The sequence below is a fragment of the Marinobacter sp. E2 genome (genome assembly GCF_055755345.1).
The window spans coordinates 1,876,791-1,896,666 of the sequence record NZ_CM146911.1 but is presented as its reverse complement, the minus strand read 5'-3'; the positions used below and the strand labels follow the sequence as shown (position 1 = coordinate 1,896,666).

15 protein-coding genes are annotated in these 19,876 nt (G+C 59.6%); 9 read left to right on the top strand and 6 right to left on the bottom strand.

Going from position 1 to position 19,876, the window contains the following annotated elements:
* Window positions 1-19: 19 nt before the first annotated feature.
* A complete protein-coding gene (locus tag AC0J1C_RS08650) occupies window positions 20-679 on the top strand; it encodes an alpha/beta hydrolase (protein ID WP_473046466.1) in 660 nt (219 codons plus the stop codon).
* Between the two features lie 6 nt (window positions 680-685).
* On the opposite strand, the gene glgP (AC0J1C_RS08645) is transcribed toward AC0J1C_RS08650, so the two are convergent.
* From glgP (AC0J1C_RS08645) to glgB, 3 genes are read right to left on the bottom strand one after another with little or no spacing between them, the layout of a single operon-like run.
* A complete protein-coding gene (gene glgP / locus AC0J1C_RS08645) occupies window positions 686-3,238 on the bottom strand; it encodes an alpha-glucan family phosphorylase (protein WP_473046465.1) in 2,553 nt (850 codons plus the stop codon).
* Window positions 3,235-4,734 (bottom strand): glycogen synthase GlgA, encoded by a 1,500-nt coding sequence (gene glgA / locus AC0J1C_RS08640; protein ID WP_473046464.1) that lies wholly within the window; start codon window positions 4,732-4,734, stop codon window positions 3,235-3,237. The genes glgP (AC0J1C_RS08645) and glgA overlap by 4 nt, the downstream gene beginning before the upstream one ends.
* Window positions 4,731-6,617, bottom strand: a complete 1,887-nt coding sequence (gene glgB, locus AC0J1C_RS08635; RefSeq protein ID WP_473046463.1) for a 1,4-alpha-glucan branching protein GlgB — start codon at window positions 6,615-6,617, stop codon at window positions 4,731-4,733. Before glgB ends, glgA begins: the two co-directional genes overlap by 4 nt.
* A gap of 202 nt (window positions 6,618-6,819) precedes the next feature.
* Here glgB and glgC point away from each other — a divergent pair, with 202 nt between their 5' ends.
* The 5 genes from glgC (at window position 6,820) to glgP (AC0J1C_RS08610) (ending at window position 14,313) form a co-directional block, all read left to right on the top strand.
* On the top strand, window positions 6,820-8,085 hold the full coding sequence (gene glgC / locus AC0J1C_RS08630; protein ID WP_473046462.1) for a glucose-1-phosphate adenylyltransferase: 1,266 nt from the start codon (window positions 6,820-6,822) through the stop codon (window positions 8,083-8,085).
* Complete coding sequence (locus tag AC0J1C_RS08625; protein WP_473046461.1) at window positions 8,075-9,802, top strand: glycoside hydrolase family 57 protein; 1,728 nt, start codon at window positions 8,075-8,077, stop codon at window positions 9,800-9,802. Before glgC ends, AC0J1C_RS08625 begins: the two co-directional genes overlap by 11 nt.
* A gap of 2 nt (window positions 9,803-9,804) precedes the next feature.
* Window positions 9,805-11,286, top strand: coding sequence for a 4-alpha-glucanotransferase (gene malQ, locus AC0J1C_RS08620; protein ID WP_473046460.1), 1,482 nt, complete (start codon window positions 9,805-9,807; stop codon window positions 11,284-11,286).
* 99 nt (window positions 11,287-11,385) lie between these two features.
* Window positions 11,386-11,748, top strand: coding sequence for a PilZ domain-containing protein (locus AC0J1C_RS08615; RefSeq protein WP_375193478.1), 363 nt, complete (start codon window positions 11,386-11,388; stop codon window positions 11,746-11,748).
* A 27-nt stretch (window positions 11,749-11,775) separates the two neighbouring features.
* Window positions 11,776-14,313, top strand: coding sequence for an alpha-glucan family phosphorylase (gene glgP / locus AC0J1C_RS08610; RefSeq protein WP_473046459.1), 2,538 nt, complete (start codon window positions 11,776-11,778; stop codon window positions 14,311-14,313).
* A gap of 27 nt (window positions 14,314-14,340) precedes the next feature.
* On the opposite strand, the gene AC0J1C_RS08605 is transcribed toward glgP (AC0J1C_RS08610), so the two are convergent.
* Window positions 14,341-15,753: a TrkH family potassium uptake protein gene (locus AC0J1C_RS08605; protein WP_473046520.1), complete on the bottom strand. Its 1,413-nt coding sequence runs from the start codon at window positions 15,751-15,753 to the stop codon at window positions 14,341-14,343.
* Window positions 15,754-16,004: 251 nt separating this feature from the next.
* Between AC0J1C_RS08605 and AC0J1C_RS08600 the strand changes: the two genes are divergently transcribed.
* The 3 genes from AC0J1C_RS08600 to AC0J1C_RS08590 are packed head-to-tail and all read left to right on the top strand — an operon-like array spanning window position 16,005 to window position 17,766.
* Complete coding sequence (locus tag AC0J1C_RS08600) at window positions 16,005-16,547, top strand: porin family protein (RefSeq protein ID WP_473046458.1); 543 nt, start codon at window positions 16,005-16,007, stop codon at window positions 16,545-16,547.
* Window positions 16,548-16,570: 23 nt separating this feature from the next.
* Window positions 16,571-17,146, top strand: a complete 576-nt coding sequence (locus AC0J1C_RS08595) for an acyl carrier protein phosphodiesterase (protein WP_375191219.1) — start codon at window positions 16,571-16,573, stop codon at window positions 17,144-17,146.
* Complete coding sequence (locus AC0J1C_RS08590) at window positions 17,143-17,766, top strand: ATP-dependent zinc protease family protein (RefSeq protein WP_473046457.1); 624 nt, start codon at window positions 17,143-17,145, stop codon at window positions 17,764-17,766. The genes AC0J1C_RS08595 and AC0J1C_RS08590 overlap by 4 nt, the downstream gene beginning before the upstream one ends.
* A 35-nt stretch (window positions 17,767-17,801) precedes the next feature.
* Here the strand turns inward: AC0J1C_RS08590 and AC0J1C_RS08585 are convergent, their stop codons facing one another.
* Together AC0J1C_RS08585 and AC0J1C_RS08580 are read right to left on the bottom strand one after the other, a co-directional pair.
* Window positions 17,802-19,163, bottom strand: coding sequence for a TrkH family potassium uptake protein (locus AC0J1C_RS08585; RefSeq protein ID WP_473046456.1), 1,362 nt, complete (start codon window positions 19,161-19,163; stop codon window positions 17,802-17,804).
* Complete coding sequence (locus tag AC0J1C_RS08580; protein WP_473046455.1) at window positions 19,160-19,813, bottom strand: potassium channel family protein; 654 nt, start codon at window positions 19,811-19,813, stop codon at window positions 19,160-19,162. Before AC0J1C_RS08580 ends, AC0J1C_RS08585 begins: the two co-directional genes overlap by 4 nt.
* Window positions 19,814-19,876: the final 63 nt, after the last annotated feature.

Here is a 19,876-nt window from a genome sequence, read left to right as displayed (position 1 = left end):
CCAGAACAAGGGGTATGCCGTGCAGGACCTTGAGACCATCGAAATCGAAACGGGAGATCAGCCCACCGCCGCCGTTATCTGGCTTCATGGCCTGGGCGCCAGTGGTCACGACTTTGAGCCGGTGGTGCCGGAGCTGGGGTTGCCCGCAGACGCCCGGGTTCGCTTCATTTTTCCCCACGCCCCGGAGCTGCCGGTAACCATCAATGGCGGCATGACCATGCCCGCCTGGTACGACATCAAGGCCATGGACATTGACCGGGTGGTGGACACCGAACAACTGCGGGCGTCTTCGCAGGCGGTTGGTAAACTGGTAAGGCGGGAAATCGAGCGTGGCGTCCCGGCGCGGAACATCATCATTGCCGGATTTTCCCAGGGCGGTGCCGTGGCCTACGAACTGGGACTGAGTTATCCGGAGCGTCTGGGCGGACTTCTTGCCCTGTCCACCTACTTTGCTACCGCCGATTCGGTGCAGCGATCAGAGGCCAACGCGGACATTCCGATCAGCGTCTATCACGGTACCTTCGACCCCATCGTACCCGAAGCCCTCGGTGTCCGTAGCGTCGAAACCCTGAAGGGCATGGGTTACGATCCCTCCTACCAGACCTTTCCCATGGAGCACAGCGTGTGCCTGGAAGAGGTGGTGGACATTGGCCGCTTTATTCGCCGTCACGTGCTCTGAGATAACCTAAACCCAGAGCATGGCGCCCATCTCCAGGGGATGGGTGAGCGCCTGGTGGAATGGGTACATTCGTAGGCGTAGCGTTTGCAGGCCGGGATAGGGCGGTGGTATCCGGGTGGCGAAAACGGTTCGTCCGCCCGACTCGCTCTCCATGTCAAGCAGGAAGCTGTCGGGACCGGGTTCGCTGTGGGTTCCGGTGCATTCCGGGTTCACCAGGCACTCCACCCTCACATCGCCAGCGCCCAGCCCGTTCAGGAAGGCTTCTACCCGAAGTTCCACAGCCTCATCATTGGCGCATCTGGTCTGTACGCAGCCCAGGATGTTCAGCTCCACACCGGGCCAGGCATCACGGACACGGGCTTTCCAGTCAGCCAGTGCGCCCGCGATCTTGCCGTTTTCCGCCGCCATGCGCGCGCCTTGCGTGGCTGCCGGATGGTAGAAGTCGGTAACATAATCCATCACCATTCGCTGGGCGTTGAAACGCGGAGTGATGGAGATCATGGACGCCTTTGAACGTTTGACCCAGGCCCGGGAATAGCCCTGCGAGGCGCTTTCGTAATACAGCGGCACCACCTCGAATTCCAGCAGATCCAGCAGGTCCCTGGATTCCTCCTGATTCCGGAACTCCGGATCCAGACCAGTGTCCCGTGGCACGATTCCCCAGCCATTCTTGCCGTCGTAACCTTCCCCCCACCAGCCGTCGAGCACGCTCAGATTGAGCGCGCCATTGAGGGCGGCTTTCTCACCAGACGTTCCGCTGGCTTCCTTGGGATATTCCGGCGTATTCAGCCATACATCCACCCCGGCCAGCAGCCTGCGAGCCATGGCCTGGTCGTAGTCTTCAAGAAGAATCAGATGGCCCATGAGCGCCGGGTGCATGGACAGATCGTGGATCACCTTGATCAGTTGCTGCCCCGGCTTGTCTTTGGGGTGTGCCTTGCCTGCAAAGACCAGCACCACCGGTCGGTCGGCGTCGGTCAGAATCCGCTCCAGCCGCTCCAGATCGGAGAAAATCAGCGTCGCCCGTTTGTAGGTCGCGAAGCGTCGGGCGAAGCCGATCACCAGGGTATCCGTGTGCACCGAAGCCAGTTGGCGGGTCATTCGTTCGGTCACCGAATGACCTATGCCGTTACGTTTGTGCTGCCGCTTGAGTCGCCGAACGATGTAGTCGGTCATCTGCTGCTTGAGCGCCTTGTGCACACTCCAGTAGTGATAATCCGGAATCTGTTCAATAAACTGCCAGTACTCGGGATTACGCAACTCGCTTTTCCAGGTCGGCGCCTGGATGTCGAACAGGCTTGCCCACTCCGGCGCAAGAAACGTGGGCACATGAACACCGTTGGTGATGTAGCCCAGCGGGTTCTCTTCCGGCGGAATCTGGGGCCAGATGTCGCCTTCCATCTGCGAAGCAACCCTCCCGTGAATCCGGCTTACCCCGTTATGAAAACGCGACCCGCGCAGGCCGAGGCTGGTCATGTTGAAGCTGTCACCGGCGTTCTTGGCACCCAGCGCGAACACCTCGCTGAAGTCCAGTCCCGCCTGCTCGAGGTAGGGCCCCAGGGCATGCTCGACCAGATCCCTCGGGAAAATGTCGTGACCGGCAGGAACCGGGGTGTGGGTGGTGAACAGGGTAGCTGCCGCCACCGCCTCCAAAGCGCCGTGGAAACCCAACCCGGTTTCCATGGCCTGTCGACAACGTTCGAGAATCTGGAACGCCGCATGTCCCTCGTTGATGTGCCAGACGGTTGGTTTCAGGCCCAGAACCTCCAGCACCCGGGTGCCGCCAATCCCGAGCAACATTTCCTGACAGATTCGGGTGGACTCGTCACCGCCGTAGAGTTGAAGGGTCAGCTCCCGGTCCTCCGGGCTGTTTTCTTCGGTGTGGCTGTCCAGAAGATACAGCCGGATGTGACCGATCCGTGCCTCCCAGACCCGTGCGAACACCAGTCGGCCTGGGAAGGGCACGGATACCTTCAATAGTGTGCCGTCGTGCTCAACGGGCACGATGGGCAGCTCGTCGCTGGCGTGGGAGCGGTAACGGGCAATCTGATGGCCGTGGGCGTCGATGGTCTGGATGAAGTACCCCTGCTGGTACAGCAGGCCCACTGCTACGAACGGCAAGGCAAGATCGCTGGCCGCTTTGCAGTGGTCACCGGCAAGGATTCCCAGACCGCCGGAATAGATCGGAAAACTCTCGTGAAAGCCGAACTCCGCGCAGAAATAGGCCACCAGTTCCCGATCCGGGTCCAGTCGTTCGGTGACTTCCGGCCCCGGGCCGGCCTCCAGATACGCATCGTAGGTGCTGAGCACCCGCCGATACTCCGCCAGAAAAGCACGATCCTCGGCGGCTTCGTCCAGTCGTTCCTGGGCGACGCGACGAAGAAACAGCTTCGGGTTGTGTTCCACCTTTTCCCAGAGCCCCATATCCATCCGAACAAACAGGCTGCGCACGCCGTGATCCCAGCTGTAGAAGAGATCGTTCGCGAGTTCTTCAAGCCGCGCCAGGGCCTCGGGAATACGAGGGTTAGCTTCCAGTCGAAATTCCGTTGCCTTTTTCATGGTGTCAGCCTCCGGGCGGGTAAGTGCCCGCCCTGATCCTTCGATGGTGGTTGGCGCTGCTTGAGAATGCTCTGGTAAAGCTCGCCGTAAACCCGGGCCCGCTGCCGCCAGGAATGGTCGACCGCCATTCCGTTTTCCTGCAGTCGTCGCCAGTGCCGTCGGTGGTTCACCACCGCCAGAGCTCGATCAATAGCGGATCTGAGACCTTCGGCGCTGGCGTGCCGGAAACAGAACCCGTTCGCCTGATCCAGGCCCACGTCGAGCGGATCGAACACCGTGTCAGCCAGGCCGCCGACACCGTGCACCACAGGCACCGTGCCGTAGCGCAGGCTGTACATCTGATTCAGCCCGCAAGGCTCGAACCGGGACGGCATGAGGAACAGGTCACACCCGGCGGTAATCCGGTGCGACAAGCCTTCGTTGTACCCCAGGGTGAGGGAGAACTGCTCTGCCGACTGCCTCGCCAACGCCCTGAGCGGATCCTGGTAGCGCGGCTCTCCCGAACCCAACAATACAAGCTGGCAACCCTGATCCAGCAAACCCGGAATCACATCAACCAGCCAGTCGACGCCTTTCTGCTCCACCAGACGACCGATGAAACCCAGAACCGGAGCGCCTTTGACCTCCAGCCCCAACTCCCGCTGCAGTCCGGCTTTGCAGAGTGCCTTGTTCTTGAGGTGATCGCGGCCATAGTGAAAGGCCAGTTCCGGATCGCTCTCAGGGTTCCAGACCCGGGTATCGATACCGTTGAGGATGCCGGTCAGGGCCTGTTGCCGGTGCCGTAGCAGACCGTCCAGGCCGTGGCCCAGCTCCGGTGTCTGGATTTCCCGGGCATAACTTGGGCTCACCGTTGTCAGTCGGTCACTGAACACCAGGCCGCCCTTGATGAACGACAGCTGGTCGTGGAATTCCAGCCGGTCCCAGCGCCACAAGGCATCGGGCAGCCCCAGGGCCCGGAAGGTTTCCCGGGAAAACAGGCCCTGATAGGCCAGGTTGTGGATGGTAAACACGGTCCCCGGGCGATCATTGCCTGCCTCCAGGAACACCGGGATCAGGCCGGTCTGCCAGTCGTTGCAGTGCACCAGGTCCGGTTTCCAGGTCAGGCCGGCTTCGCCCCTGGCAATCATGGCGCCTACTTTGCAGAACAGCTGGAAACGGTGCGCATTATCCCACCAGTCGGCACCTTCCTCATTCCGGTAGGGGTCTCCGGGGCGTTCGAACAGGGGTGGACAATCCACCAGCCAGAGGGTAACCGCTGTTCCGGGCAGTCGGGTTTGCCACAGACTGACGCCATACTGGCCAAGCCGGAAGCGCGCCTTGCGGCGTGAACCAGCCCGGCGGGCGGCGCCAATCGCCGCGGGATAGCCGGGCAACAGAATCTGAACGTCGTAATCAAGCCGGCACAGGGCCTCCGGGAGGCTCGCAGACACGTCTGCCAGGCCACCGGTCTTGATCAGTGGATACACCTCGCTGGTGGCAAACAACACCCGGATCATGGCACTGGCCTCAGAATCAGCGCTGCCAGCGGAGGCAGCGTGAGCGCCACCGACCAGTCACGGTGCATCCATTGCCCTTGCTCGGCCTGCAACGGATAGGGGTTCCCCAGGTTGCTGCCGCCGTAATATTCCGAGTCGGAGTTGAGCACTTCGCGCCATATGCCGCCGCCAGGCAACCCGATGCGATAGTGCTCCCGGGGCACCGGGGTGAAGTTGGCCACCACTACTGTCGTTTCGCCCCGGCTCTGGCGAACAAAGCTGATGACCGACTGCGGAGAGTCGGGGCAGTCGATCCACTCGAACCCCTCGTTGCTGTAGCCATGGCCATGCAACGAGGGCTCTTTTCGGTAAAGCCCGTTGAGATCCCGCACCAGCCAGCGGATGCCGGCATGGCCCGCGTCATTGAGCAGCGACCAGTCCAGCTCCCGGGATTCACTCCACTCCCGGGACTGGCCAAACTCACCGCCCATGAACAACAGCTTGGCGCCCGGGTAGGTGTACTGATAGGTCAGCAGTAAACGCAGGGAGGCTTTCCGTTGCCAGCTGTCGCCGGCCATCTTGTTGATCAGGCTACCTTTGCCGTGCACCACTTCGTCGTGAGACAAGGGCAGCAGAAAGTTCTCGGAGAACGCGTACAGCAGGCCAAAGGTGAGCTTCTCGTGGTGGTAGGGCCGGTATACCGGGTCCTGGCCCAGGTAATCGAGGGTGTCGTGCATCCAGCCCATGTTCCACTTGAGGTTGAAGCCCAGACCGCCTATTTCCGGTGGGCGCGTAACCCTCGGCCAGGAAGTGGACTCCTCGGCACAGATCAGGACCCCGGGAAACCGACTCTGACAGACACTATTCAACTCCTGGAGGAAACCGATCGCCTCGAGGTTTTCATGGCCGCCATACTCGTTCGGCAGCCACTCGCCTTCCTTGCGGGAGTAGTTGAGGTAAAGCATAGAGGCCACGGCATCCACCCGCAGGCCGTCCACGTGGAAGGCATCCAGCCAGAACAGGGCACTGCCGATCAGGAAATTACGGACTTCGTGGCGCCCGTAGTTGTAAATGAGCGTGCCCCAATCCTGATGCCGGCCTTTTCTGGGGTCTTCATGTTCATACAGGGCGCTGCCATCGAAGCGGGCGAGGGCGTGTTCGTCGGTCGGGAAATGCCCGGGCACCCAGTCCAGAATGACACCAATATTGTGCCGGTGACACTCGTCGACGAGGTATCGCAGGTCATCCGGGGAGCCAAAGCGGCTTGTGGGTGCGTAATAGCCGGTGGTCTGATAACCCCAGGATTCGTCCAGGGGGTGCTCGGTAACAGGCAGGAGCTCTAGGTGGGTGAAGCCCATCTCGGCCACATAGGGCACCAGTTGATCCGCCAGCTCACGATAGGTTAGCCACCGGCCCGATCCATGATGGCGCCAGGAACCGGCGTGAACTTCGTAGATGGCTACGGGCGCATGTTGCCACTCCCAGTGGCTGCGCCGGTATAGCCAGTCGCCATCACCCCAGCCAAAACTTCCGCGTTGCGTCACCACCGCCGCGTTGGCAGGGCGCAGTTCGAAAGCCTGGCCGTAGGGGTCGGTTTTCAGGAGCCACTCACCTTGCGCCGTGCAAATCGAAAACTTATAGAGTGCGCCCGCGCCAATGCCGGGAACGAAGCCCGACCAGACGCCGGCTTCACCCTGAAGCACGAGCGTGTGGACACCCGCCTGCCACCCATTGAAATCGCCTACCACGCTGACTTCCCGGGCGTTAGGCGCCCAGACCGCGAACCGGACACCCTCGCCACTTTTGCTCCGACAGAGATGGGCTCCCAGAACGTTATAGATGTGCCAGTGCCGTCCCTCGGAGAACAAATGAAGATCGAAGTCGCTCAGGGTGGGGCTGTCCATAGATCATGAGCTTCCTGGCCAGATGTCGCGCTCAGCGGCGTTCTGTCATTGAACGCCACCCGGGCTGTTCAAAAAATGACCCAAGACAATTTTACGTCATTAATGTCTGCTACTGTTCTAATATAGATTAAGGCGTCAAAAACGTGGCATTCCTGACCGGCGTATCGCCGTTCCAGGGAAGGGTTTCTTCAGGGAAGCAGCTATGCAAACGGCCAAGCGTTTCGTCAGTCGTCTCACTCGCCAGACCCTCGCACTGGTTCTTGCCGGAGGGCGGGGCTCCCGCCTGCACGACCTGACCCGTTGGCGAGCCAAACCGGCAGTGCCTTTCGGGGGCAAGTTCCGGATCATCGATTTTCCACTGTCCAACTGCATCAATTCGGGGATCGGACAGGTGGGCGTTATCACCCAGTACAAATCTCACTCGCTTATTCGGCACATTCAGCGCGGCTGGGGGTTTCTGCGGGGCGAGCTTGACGAGTTTGTGGAGCTGCTGCCGGCGCAGCAACGGATAGAAACTTCCTGGTACGAGGGCACTGCCGATGCCGTGTTGCAGAACCTCGACATCATTCGCAGCCATACCCCGGAATACGTCCTGATTCTGGCCGGCGACCACGTCTACAAGATGGACTACGGCACCATGCTCGCCGCGCATGTGGAAAACGACGCCGACATAACCGTAGGCTGCATCGAGGTGCCGACCGCAGAAGCCTCGGCATTTGGTGTGATGTCTGTGGACGAGGAATTCCGCATTACCGAATTTGTGGAAAAGCCCGAGCAGCCACGCTCCATGCCCGGCAATCCCGGCAGATCACTGGCCTCCATGGGCATTTATGTGTTCAGCACCCAGGTACTGTTCGACGAGCTGATGCGTGATCACCAGAAGGACGGTGGCTCGTCACACGACTTCGGCAAGGACATCATCCCATCGGTCATCAAACGGCTGCGGGTTCAGGCCTTTCCATTCCGTGATCCGGTCAATAACAAGCCGGCCTACTGGCGAGACGTGGGCACGATTGATTCCCTTTGGCAGGCAAATCTGGAGCTGATCGGCATCAGCCCGGAGCTGAACCTTTACGATGCCCACTGGCCAATCTGGACTTATCAGGAGCAGTTACCGCCCGCCAAGTTCATTTTCGATGACGACCACCGACGGGGCATGGCGGTAGACTCGATGGTGGCAGGCGGTTGTATTGTCTCGGGTGCCCAGGTAAAGCATTCCCTTATATTTTCACAGGTTAAGGTTCATTCCTACAGTGAAATATCAGATTCGGTTATCTATCCGGATGTGGATATCGGCCGCCGATGCCACATTCGCAAGGCGCTGATTGACCGCGGCTGCCGTATTCCCGAAGGCACGCGGATCGGGTTCGATCACGCCGAGGATCAGAAGCGGTTTCACGTTTCGCCCAAGGGCATCGTGCTGATCACGCCCGAGATGCTCGGGCAGGACTATCCACATGGCCTCTGACGCCCGAACCCCGGTGGTGCTGTGCTGGCACATGCATCAGCCGTCTTACCAGGACGCCCGAACCGGAGAATTCCTGTTTCCGTGGGTCTACCTGCACACCATCAAGGACTACAGCGACATGGCCGCGCACCTGGAGCAGGAGCCCCGGGCAAAGGCAGTGGTCAACTTTGCACCGATTCTGCTGGAGCAGATTGAAAGTTACCTGGTGCAGATTGAACGCTGGCGCCACGGCGCCGGTGCGATCGGCGACCCATTGCTGGCCGGACTGGTAGCTGAGCAGCTGCCTGAAGCCGGTACGCCTGCCTACACGGTACTTGTGGAGAAATGTCTGCGGGCCAATCCCGAGCGCATCATTCGCCGTTACCCGGCGTACAGCCGTCTGGCCGATCTGGCTGACTTCTACCACCAGAAACCGGAACTTCAGCGTTACGTGGCCGATCGCTTCCTCGCCGATTTACTTGTGTGGTACCACCTGGGCTGGATGGGGGAGACCATCCGCAAGGAGAACCACTGCATCCAGAGCCTGCAGGAGAAAGCCCAGTATTTCTCCCTGGACGACCGACGAGCGCTGTTGGACGTGATTTTCGAGATACTGTCCGGAATAGCACCCCGTTATCGCCGTCTCGCCGAAAAGGGGCAGGTTGAGTTATCGGTAAGCCCATACGCCCACGCCATGCTGCCGCTGCTGATTGAACTGGAGTCGGCGCGCGAGGCCATGCCGGACATCCCTTTGCCAGCGCGTCCGGCTTACCCCGGGGGGGCTGAGAGGGCTGATTGGCAAATGCGCGAGGCCAGAGCGGTTTTTCATCGCTTTTTTGGCATGGAGGCCGTCGGTTGCTGGGCCTCTGAAGGCGGTCTCAGCCAGCAGACACTGGCACTGCTGGACGAGCACGGGTTTCGCTGGACGGCCAGTGGCGATTCGGTCATTCACAACAGTCTCAACCACGCCAGGCAGGAGAACCCGGAGCTGCCGGAACATGGGGTCCATCGACCCTATCGGTTTGGCGAAAGCCAGATACCCGTGTTCTTTCGCGACGACGGCCTGTCCGATCTGATCGGGTTCACCTACGCGGACTGGCACGCAAAAGATGCGGTTGGGGATCTGGTGCACCACATGGAGAATATCGCCAGCGCCTCCCGCAATGAGCCCCACAGGGTGATTTCGGTGATCATGGATGGCGAGAATGCCTGGGAGTATTTTCCGCAGAACGGCTTTCATTTTCTCAACGAGCTATACCGGGTGCTGGCCAGTCACCCCAGGCTGGAACTGTCCACCTACCGCCAACTGCTGGACCAGGGGCGAGTTGAACCCCTTCATCTACCGCATCTGGTCGCCGGCAGCTGGATTTACGGCACCTTCTCGACCTGGATAGGCGATCCGGACAAAAACCGGGCGTGGGACCTGCTGTGTGAGGCCAAGGGGCACTACGACCGGCTCACAGGTAATGGCGATCTGAGCGCAGGGCAAAAGGCCGCCGCCAGTCGACAGCTGGCGATCTGTGAAGGATCGGACTGGTTCTGGTGGTTCGGGGACTACAATCCCGCGCGGATTGTCAGCGATTTCGAGCACCTGTATCGCCGCCACCTGGTCAACCTGTACGACATGATTGGCTGTCCGGCACCGGCCTCGGTGTTCCAGCAGTTGAGCCAGGGCAGCGGTGAACCCGCCAGGGGCGGCACCATGCGCCCTGGGCATGAGCCTGGCAACGAGCCATGATCATGGATAGCTACCCGGATCTGTTCAGTATCCGCAGAGCGGGCGTACTGCTGCATCCGACCGCCTTACCCGGAGCCTGGGGAGTGCTGGGCGCCAGCGCACGACGCTTTGTCGACTTCCTGGCGGCGTCCAGGATGACGGTCTGGCAGACTCTGCCGCTTGGCCCAACCCATCGGGACCTGTCTCCTTACCAGTCTCTGAGTGCCCATGCAGGCAATCCTGCCCTGATTGACCTGGCTGAGTTGGTGGATTCTGGCTTGCTGAACGAACGGGAACTGGCTCCCTGTGGCAGCCCGGATCGGAACGGTCTGATTGCGTTGGCTGCGGAGCGGTTTTCCATGGGAGAGGGCGGTTCGGGCCTGGAACGGCGTTCGTATCAGCAGTTCAGGGCGGATAATGCCGACTGGCTTGATGATTTCTGCCTGTTCTGCGCGCTGAGGGAATGTCACAACGAGCCGTCCTGGCTGGACTGGCCTGCCCCCCTGAAAAACCGTGAATCGGTCGCCTTACGGATGTTTTCTGAGCAGGAAGGCGGTCGAATCGAGCGGATCGGCTTTGAGCAGTTCCTGTTCCACCATCAATGGCAGGCGCTTCGGGCGTATGCCCATGCGCGCGGGATTCTGTTGTTCGGGGACATCCCCATTTTCGTCGCCCATGACAGCGCCGATGTCTGGAGCCATCGCTCGTTGTTCAAACTGGACGATTCGGGCAAGCCGACAGTGGTGGCCGGGGTACCACCGGATTACTTTTCTCCCGACGGCCAGCATTGGGGTAACCCGTTGTACCACTGGCAAACCATGGCCCGAGACGGCTATCAGTGGTGGCTGCGGCGCCTCGAAAGCCAGCGCCACCTGTTCGACCTGATCCGCATCGACCACTTCCGGGGCTTCCAGGCCTACTGGGAAATTCCCGCTGCCACACCGGAGCCCCGTCACGGCTATTGGGTGCCAGGCCCGGGAGAGCATTTTCTCGAGTCCTGCTTCCGGCAATTCCCCGGGCTGCCACTGGTGGCCGAGAATCTGGGTATCATCAGCGAAGACGTGGAAGCCCTGCGCAAACGCTTCCAACTACCGGGCATGACGGTAATGCAGTTTGGCTTCGACGGCAGCCCGGATAACCCGCACCTGTTGCACAACCATCACGAGCGGGACCTGGTGTACACCGGCACCCATGATAACGACACCACGCTGGGCTGGTATCGGAGCCTGGATGAGCGCACACGTCACTACGTGAACAGTTACCTGAGGACATCGGGCGAGGGTATGCCCTGGCCCATCATTGAGGCTGCGCTGCAATCGGTGTGTTTTCTGGCGATTGTGCCTCTGCAGGATCTGCTGGGCCTGGGCACGGAAGCCCGCTTCAATACCCCCGGCACGGTGGTGAATAACTGGATGTGGCAACTGGACTGGAATCTTTGCAACGACGAACTGTCCAAACATATTACTGAATGCGTTCAGCGAAACCGGCGCGCCCCCGAGCGTTGAGTATTTATTGATCAGTGTCAAAGAGGCGTTCTGGAGACTCGGATATAAAAATCAGGCAGTACACATTCAAGCGTTATTGTTGAGTCACGGGGAGGGACCATGGAACACAGACTCAGTCAACGCGTACAGGGAAAACTTGGCCTGCTGGTTTATCGCCGTGGTATGCCGGTGGCGACCGGCCAGATCCGTGATGCGTCCAAACGCGGACTGTTCATCGCCACCGACTACACCGACGTGCAGCTGAACCAGATCCTCGAACTCGAATTCCGCTTTCCAGAAAAGCAGGAGAAGCAGTTTCGTCGCCTGAAAGCCCACGTGGTCCGCAAATCGGATGACGGCATTGGCCTGGATTTCGAAGGTGTAGACAACGACGGCTTCGCCATTTCAGCGCTCATTCAGTGGCTGACCCGGCATTACAGATCGGTCGGCTATTTCCCGGTTCGCCGGCAGCAGGCTTACTGATCGGGGACTGTAAAGAGGAACCGTGGCTTGACGCTGGCCGCCTATACGCCGCGCTATCTGCCGGAGTCTCTCCACGGCCTGTTCACACTCGCCCTGGACCTGCACTGGACCTGGCATCATGGCAGCGACGAGCTCTGGCGCACCCTCGACGAGGACACCTGGAGTGCCACTCGCAACGCCTGGCTGGTACTGAACAGTGTTTCCGGTGACCGGATTGAGGCACTGGCTCAGGATCCGGTTTTCCAGCAGCGTTACCGTGAACAGGTTGCTGCCCATAAGGCGTTTTCATCCGCAGGCACCTGGTATTCCGACGAGTGTGCGCCGGCGCTCGACCGGGGCATCGCCTACTTCTGCATGGAGTATGGACTGAGCGAATCCCTGCCGTTATACAGTGGCGGGCTGGGCGTGCTGGCCGGCGATTTCCTCAAGGCGGCCAGCGATCTTGGGATTCCGGTGACCGCTGTCGGGCTGCTTTATCAGCAAGGCTATTTTCGCCAGGCCATCAGCCGCACCGGCGAGCAGCTTGAGTTTTACCCCTATAACGACCCCACCATGCTGCCGGTCTCACCGCTACGTGACGCCGACGGAGAATGGGTGAGGGTGGTTGTACCCTTGCCGGGCCGGCCCGTGCGGCTGAGAGCCTGGCGAGCCCAGGTGGGCCGCTGCGAATTGTTGCTCCTCGACAGCAACGACCCGCGCAACGAGCCCGGAGACCGCGGCATCACCAGCGAGCTGTACACCGGAGACCCGGAGAAACGCCTTCAGCAGGAAATGGTGCTCGGAATCGGTGGCTGGCGACTGCTCCGGCAGCTGGACCGGAAGCCGGCGATCTGTCACCTCAACGAGGGACACTGCGCACTCGCGCTGATTGAGCGTGCCTTCGGCTGGCAGGACGATTATCAACAGGATTTTGAAACTGCCCGTACCGCCACAAGGGCCACTAACCTGTTTACTACCCACACCTCGGTGGCATCCGGCTTTGATCTTTTCCCAGCCTCGCTCCTCCGGCTTTATCTTACGCCCTGGCTTGCCTCCCGGGACCTGGATATCGATGCCCTGATGGCACTTGGCAATGGAGCGAGCCAGGGCGCTGGCGGCGACCACGGAGACGGCGAAATCCGGCTTAATATGGCCAGACTGGCCCTGAACATGAGCGGGCAGTTCAATGGCGTAAGCCGCATTCACCAGACGGTGACCCGGAACCTGTTCCAGCCCTGGTTTCCACGCTGGCCGGCAGAGGACATTCCGGCCGGTTACGTCACCAACGGCGTGCACACGCCCACCTGGGATTCACCGGAATCGGACGCCATCTGGACCCGGGCCTGCGGCCAGGACCGCTGGCGCCGACCGCTGGAGCTTCAATGCCCGATGGCTGAAGTGAGTGATCAGGAGCTCTGGGACATGCGACGGGCACAACGAAAACGCCTTATCCGCTACCTGAGACATCGACTGGCAGGCCAGCACTGCGAGCAGAATCCGGGCGCTGACCACGACGCGGCCTGCGGGCTGCTACTGGATAGCGAAACGCTCACCCTCGGCTTCGCCCGACGTTTTACCGATTACAAACGCCCCGATCTCCTGCTGAAATACCCGGAGAGGCTGGTCTGCCTGCTGGCCAGCCGCGACCATCCTGTGCAGATAGTGCTTGCGGGCAAGGCCCACCCCTACGATGAACAGGGCAAACGGATGATTCGCCAGTGGAAGGTCTTTTCCCGCCGACCTGAAGTGGCGGGCAAAGTGGTTTTCATCGAGGACTACGATCTGGGCGTGGCCAACCAGTTGGTTCAGGGCGTTGACGTGTGGCTGAATTGCCCAAGGCATCCCTGGGAGGCCTGTGGCACCAGTGGCATGAAGGTTCTGGTGAACGGCGGCCTGAATCTTTCGCAGTACGATGGCTGGTGGGCCGAGGCGTGGCAGCCGGCCGTGGGCTGGGCCATACGACCAGGCGCCACGGTTGAGCAGCTGCGCAGCGACAACAATCACGATCTTCAGGACGCGGAGGAACTGTTCGATCTACTCGAGCAGTCTGTTATTCCAGCATTCTATGACGCAGGTGCAGAGGGTATACCGCGACAGTGGCTGGCGATGGTACGGGCCAGTATGGACGGGCTTACCGCTACCTACTCGGCCAACCGGATGGTGCGCGACTACGTTGCTCAATTCTATCTGCCCATGGTGGAACTGGGAGCGCAGCGTTCCCCTGAAATCGCGAGGCAACTGGTGGCCGAGAGTCGCACGCAGGCCCTTCACTGGTCCCACATACGGTTCGGGGCTTTTATGGTCGACACCCACGGTGAAAGTCAGAGCTGTACCGTGGAGGTTTACCTCGATGGCATTGAGCAGGACCACGTTACAGTGGAACTTGTTGCTGAGGCGTCTGATTTCGGACCCCGGGTCATTGCGATCATGAAGCTGGTGCACCCGTTGAGTGGCTCCAAGAACACCTTTCTGTTCGAGGCTACGGTGCCCACGCGCCCGGAGGGCCACTACACCCCCCGCCTCAGACCCCGAGATGCACGACTGAACCTGCCGCTCGAAAATCCGGCGGCCCTGTGGATGAAATAGGCCTGGTCTGAAAGGGTGTGGGGCGCGTCAGCTGCGCCAGAAGGCGGGCGACAGCACAATGACAACACTCAGAATCTCGAGACGCCCCATCAGCATGCCCACCGACAGTACCCATTTGGCACCATCCGGCAGCGGGCCGAAGTTGCCGGCCGGGCCAATAATGTCGCCAAGGCCGGGGCCAACGTTGGTCAGGGAGGTGAGGGCACCGGAAAGCGCGGTAATGAAATCAAGCTGCATGGCAGCGAGGGCAACGGTAATGAGCAGGAGACAGAGCAGGAAAATAAAGGTGTAGGCGATCATGGAGGAGATAATCTCGTCGCTCACTGACCGACCATTGTAATTCCGGGTCAGTACTGCCCTCGGGTGCAGCAGCCGCATGAGCTGTTCACGGAGGATGATCAGCGACAGCTGGAACCGGAAAATCTTCATGCCACCCGCCGTGGAGCCGGAACAGCCACCCACGAACATCAGGAAAAAGAACAACACAAACGCCAGGGGACCCCAGGCTGAGTAATCCTCCGAGGCGTAGCCGGTGGTGGTTACCACAGAGGTGACGTTGAACAGCGTGGCCGCATAATTGTGGACCGGATCGAAGGGAACCGGGGAGACCAGCCACCGGTACAGCGTGAGCAACAGCGGCACCAGGAACAGGATCATCAGGAACAGGCGAACCTGTTGGTCGCGAAACAGCACGCCATGCTGGCCGTGCAGCTCGCGCACAAACAGGAAGAAGGGCAGGCTGCCGATGATCATGAACAGGGTGGCTTCCATCAGGATCACGTCGTTGAACTTGCCCATGGACATGTCCGATGTCGAGAAACCGCCGGTCGCTATGCTGGTCAAACCGTGGTTGAAGGCGTCAAACAGGGTCATACCCGAGAGCCAGTAAGTCACCACCGCGATTACCGAGAACGCTACGTAGACCAGCAGCAGTCCCCGGCTGAGGGTCTTCATGCGGGGCAATGCCTTGTCGGTCCATTCCGATGACTCGGTCGCAAACAGTCGCATGCCGCCCACTCTCAGGAAAGGCAGGACGGCAACGAACATACCGATGATCCCGACACCGCCGATCCACTGCAGAATCGACCGCCATAACAGCAGGTCCCGGTCCATGGAGTCGAGCCCGCTGAAAACCGTGGCGCCGGTGGTGGTGATGCCGGAGGTGCCTTCAAAAAACGCATCGGCGGCCGAAATGCCGTGATCGCTGAGGTAGAAAGGAAGCGCTGAGAGCAGGGCAATGATGAACCAGGAGGAAACGGTCAGCACGAACATGAAGCGAGGCTTCAGATCCCTGGGTTTCCGGTAGGTGGCGATCATGCCAACCAGACCCAGCGTAAACACGATGGCCGCCGACTCGGCGAACGCATCGGCGTTGGGCGCGCGGCCGCCGGCCAGAAGCAGCACGGGCAACGTCATGAAAATGCTCAACAGCACGAACATGACACTGACGATGAAAATGACAGGGTAAAGATTTCTCAATGGATGCTCGAGCCAGCTGAAACCGGGGAACGGCGTCAGAATACCTGCGAGGTGGGTTGTCCGCAAGGTAACCAGCCGCTTTCCCGACAATTAACAGCTGATTAAATCACTGTAAATTTGGCGTAAATGCGGATCTTTCTGATGGCAAAAATCGTGGGTCTGGTGCAAGTTCATTGCTGGAATCCGAAAGATTCGGTCAAGGAGATGCAATTATGAAAAACACAAAGCTCATCGCAACCGTGTTCGCGTCGGGACTGGCGGCTGCAGGAACAGCGCACGCCCAGGACATGTACAAATCCGGGGTTGGTGGACTGTATTCCGGTCTCAACTATTCATTCGTGAGCCTTGATAACGGCAACGCCGATGCTGATGTTGGCACGCTTTCCGCGAAAGTGGGTGTAATGGCAACGCCGTTCCTCGGCATCGAGGCCCGGGGTGGTTTTGGGGTAGATGACGACCGGATTGGCGGAGTCGACTACTCGCTGGATAACTTCTTCGGTGGTTATGCCACCTTCAACCTGGCCAACGAATCACCCCTGACACCCTATGCGATTCTCGGCTTCACCCGCGTTGAAGTGGAGGCCGAATCCGCCTTTGGCTCGGCAACCGAAGATGATTCGGATGTGTCTTACGGCATCGGCATGAACATGGAATTTGCCCCCAACCTGTCGGGCAACCTGGAATACATGCGTTACTATGAGGATGGCAATACCGAAATCGACGGGCTCGGTGTCGGCTTGCAATTCAACTTCTGACAGCTATTGACCGGGGAGACTGCTTGAATCATCTGGCCCATGTATTTCTCGCGCCAGACTCACCCGAGGCCCGGGTGGGCAGTATTCTCGGCGATTTCAGCCGGGGCGTTGATCTGTCAGCGCTGCCGGCTGGGGTAAGGCAGGGCGTTCGGCATCACCTCGCCGTTGACAGCTACACCGACCAGCACCCGAGTGTTCTGGCCAGCAAACAGCTGTTCTCCGCCCAGCGCAGACGCTTTGCCGGTGTGGCACTGGATATCCTGTACGACCATTTCCTGCTGATGCACTGGTACCGCTTCACCCATACCGACAAAGATGCCTTTATCCGCCAAACGTACACAGAGCTTCAACAGAGTGAACACCTGATGCCCGAATCCATGGCCCGGGTGACTCGCCGCATGGTCTGGTATGACTGGTTCGGTGCCTACGAGGATCTCGACAACATCGGTGAGGCTCTGGATCGTGTGGCAGCGCGGATCCGATTCAGGAACCGCTTTCACGGGATAATTGCTGAAATCCGGGAGAACCACTCACAGCTAGAACAGAATTTCCTTTCATTTTTTCCTGATTTACAGGAGTTTGCAGGAGGTATTGAATGAGGTTTATTAAAACTGCAGCGATGGTTGCGGCGCTCTCTGCTTTGTCGCCATTGGCCCACGCAGCCGATCCGGACGCGGAATCCGGGCAGCGGGTGCCGGAGACCCTTGGCTACGTTGAGTGGATGGTGATGCAGGACACCAGCCTGAGGTTAAAAGCCAGGCTGGATACCGGTGCCAAAACCTCTTCCCTGCACGCAGTGAACATTGAGGCCTTCGAGAAAGACGGCGAGGAGTGGGTAAACTTCCAGATCCCTCTGGGCGACCATGAGGATCAGCCAACAGAAGGCGAACTGGATCATGAAGACGTCATCCTAGAATTTGAACGCCCGGTAGAGCGCACCGTACTGATCAAGCGTAAAGGAGCGCCGTCCCAGAAACGCTATGTGGTGGTCATGGATTTCTGCATCGCCGGCACTACCCACAGCACCCAGTTTTCCCTTACCGACCGTTCCAAGTTCTCCTACCCGGCATTGCTGGGACGGCGTTTCATGAGCGACGACAACATCCTCATCGATTCTGCAGACGCCTTCCTGGCGGAGCGGGAATGCGAGTATATGACGCTTGAGGAACTTGCAAAACGACACGTGGATAGTCTGGCTGAGGCCTCAGATCCTGATTGATTCCTGAAAGCTGGGGGAAAGGAGGGCAATCGGGTTCAGCCGACCGGGAATTCGGTCTGAGCATAGCGGACCCGGGATTTTCTGCGAACCGTGAGCGTGTAGCCCAGAGTAAGCGGCCCCAGGCGGCCAATGAGCATCACCGCCATAATAACCAACTGACCGGCGGTGCCAAGCTCACCGGTGGTTCCACGCGACAAACCCACGGTGCCAAAGGCAGAAACGACTTCAAAGGCGATATTGAGGAATTCGTCCTCTACCAGGGCACTGAGCGACAGCACCCCCAAAAACACCACGGCCATGCCGATCGTTGCTGTGGCCAGTGCCTTAAGCACGGTTTCGCTACTCAGGGAGCGCCGGAAGAAGGTGACGTTCAGGTTGCCCCGCAGGAACGAACGGGTGGCCGCCAGCATGATCACGAAAGTGGATATCTTGATCCCACTGGACGTGGAGTTTGGCGCACCACCAATGAACATCAAGAGCAGCATCATAACGCTGGTTGCCGCGGTCAAAGCACCGATATCGAGGGTGTTGAAGCCTGCGGTGCGAGGGGTAACGCCCTGAAACCAGGCAGCCAGCAGCTTGTCCCCGAAGCTGTCCAGTGCACCAAGGGTGGCCGGGTTGCCGAATTCAAAAAGCAAAACCGCGCCGGTGGCAACGAGATTGAGAAAGAGGGTGGCAAGCAGGATGACTTTCGCGTACACCGATAAACTCGACCAACGCCGTTTGTCCATCAGCTCCATGATAACGATGTAGCCAAGTCCCCCGACAATGAACAGGCCCGTTATAGCCAGGGTGATGCCTGGGTGGCTCACGTAATCAATAAGACTGTCGGCCGAAAGGGCGAATCCGGCATTGTTGAACGCTGAAATCGCATAGAACACAGCGTGGTAGACGCCGTCCCAGAAACCCAGCTCCGGCACAAAGAACAACGCAAGCAACAGGATGCCGACGGCTTCGGCCGCGAGCGCAAAGAGGGCGATGGAGCCACTGGCCCGACGTGCTGTTTGCAGTGAAATCTCATTAAAAGCTTCTTGGGCGACCAGCTGCTGTCGTAATCCCAGCTTGAACCCCAGGGCCAGGGCAGTGAGCACGGCAAACGTCATCAGGCCAAGCCCGCCCAGCTGAATCAGGGCGAGAATAACCAACTGCCCGAACAGGGTGTACTGGCTGCCGGTATCGACCACCACAAGCCCGGTTACCGTGACCGCCGAGGTGGCGGTAAAGGCAGCCTCCATCCAGGTGACCGGCTCCACGGTGGCGAAAGGGAGCTTGAGCAGGCAGGCACCCAGGGCAATGAGCACCAGAAAGGCTTCCAGAAGCAGCCGGGGAGGGTTGATGCCCTTGGCCGGTTCACCATGTTTCCGGTACGAGACCAGATCCAGGAAATGGACTTTCATAGCCGATCGACCAGGTCCCTCAGGTCTTCCAGCTGTCCGCCAAGAACCAGGCGATCGCCCTTACGGATCTTCCAGGTATGGTCAGGGTGAGGGTGAGCCTCCTTCATCCTTTTCACCACCAGCGCCTCCACGGGCTCACCCTTGATTACCTCGCCGATGGTTTTGTCGATCAGGTCGTCGGTGGTGTGAAAGTCCACGATGAAGTAATTGTCGTCGAGCCCCAGGTAGTCGTGCACCATGGGGTAATTGAGCTCCTGAGAAATGCGCACGCCCATTTCGTATTCCGGACCAATCACGCGGTTGGCTCCAAGCCGCTCCAGGATCCGATGGTGCTGGTTGGTCAGCGCCTTGGCCCAGACTTTTTTAACCCCCAATTCCCGCAATTGCAGCGTCGCCAGCATGGTGGCCTCTACGTTCCTGCCGATGGCAACCACAGCAGCATCGTAGGTGCCCGCGTTTAACTCGATCAGGGAGTTTTCGTCGGTTACATCGGCAATGACCGCATGGGTGATCTCGTCAGCCAGTCGATCGACGCGCTGTTCATCGAAATCGATCCCGAGCACCTCGTGGCCAAGACGGGTCAGTTCGCGGGCAATCGTTGCTCCAAAGATTCCGAGGCCAATAACAATGAACTGCTGCTTTTCGATCATGGCTGCGTTCCCTGTAGTCAATAGGTTTTGGCGACGGCCGCCGAAATCATCTCACAACAGGCC